The 1,079-nt window shown below is 74.2% G+C and carries 1 protein-coding gene; it reads left to right on the top strand.

Annotation, left to right across the window (positions count from 1 at the left end; translation table 11 throughout):
* A partial coding sequence (locus AB0G02_RS41875; RefSeq protein ID WP_360806641.1) for an FAD-dependent monooxygenase occupies positions 1 to 882 on the top strand: 882 nt, incomplete at its 5' end.
* Between the last annotated feature and the right edge of the window lie 197 nt (positions 883 to 1,079).

Below are 1,079 nucleotides of genomic sequence, written 5' to 3'. Positions count from 1 at the left end.
TCGCCCTCCGGCGGGCACTACGCGGGCGCGCCGCTCGCACCCGGCCGGCTGCGGGTGATCACCGCGGAGTTCGACCTGGCACCGCCCTCCGCCGCGCCGACCGGACACGACCTCCAAGCCGCCGCCGAGCGGTTGACCGGGGCCCCGCTGCCCGAGCTCGAGGTGCACTGGCTCACCGGGTACGGCAACCCCACCCGCAACGCCGACAGGTACGGCGAGCACAACGTGTTCCTGGCGGGCGACGCGGCGCACGTGCACTTCCCGCAGAACGGGCTGGGCATCGGCACCGGCCTGCACGACGCGGTGAACCTGGGCTGGAAGCTGGCGGCGGTGCTCGCCGGGCGGGCGGGCGACGAGCTGCTGGACACCTACCACGCCGAGCGGTACCCGGTGGGCGCCGAGGCGTGCACGGTGGTGCGGGCCCAGATCGAGCTGTGCCACCCGCCGGAGCGGGTCGAGGCGCTGCGGTCCGTCGTCGCCCGGCTGTTCGAGTTCGACGACGTCAACCGGCACCTGGTCGAGACCGTCACCGGCACCGGCGTCCGGTACCCGATGCCGTACGCGACGCAGCACCCGTTGCTGGGCAGGCGGTTGCGCACCGTGCCGCTGGAGACGGCCGGGGGCGCGACCGACGTGGCGAAGCTGCTGCACGGCGGTCGGGGAGTGCTGTTGGACCTGTCCGACGGCGAGTCGGGCTGGGCGCGGGAATCGGCCGGATGGGAGTCGCTGATCGACTTGGTGACCGCGCGGCCCGTGCCCGGGATCGACGCGACGGCGCTCCTGCTGCGCCCGGACGGGCACGTGGCGTGGGTCGCCACGGCCGAGGACGACAAGGGGTTGCGGGCCGCGCTCTCCACCTGGTGGGGCCGTGCCGCGCGCTGACCGGGAGGACACCGCGATGTCGCGGAGTTCGACGACCAGGGTGGTGGCGCTGCTGGACCGGCACCAGTGCAGCCTTGCCGCGGTGCGGCGCGCGGTCCTGCTGGCCACCTGCGCCGACATCCCGATCGAGGTAGTACGGGAAGGCGGAGAACCGCCTCGTCACGGTGACCCGCGACGGTTCCGCGCACACGATCAGG

It is taken from the genome of Actinosynnema sp. NPDC023658, from assembly GCF_040639995.1.
Classification (GTDB): Bacteria; Actinomycetota; Actinomycetes; order Mycobacteriales; family Pseudonocardiaceae; genus Actinosynnema.
The sequence above is the reverse complement of the archived record's forward strand: the minus strand, read 5'-3'. Positions and strand labels throughout refer to the sequence as shown.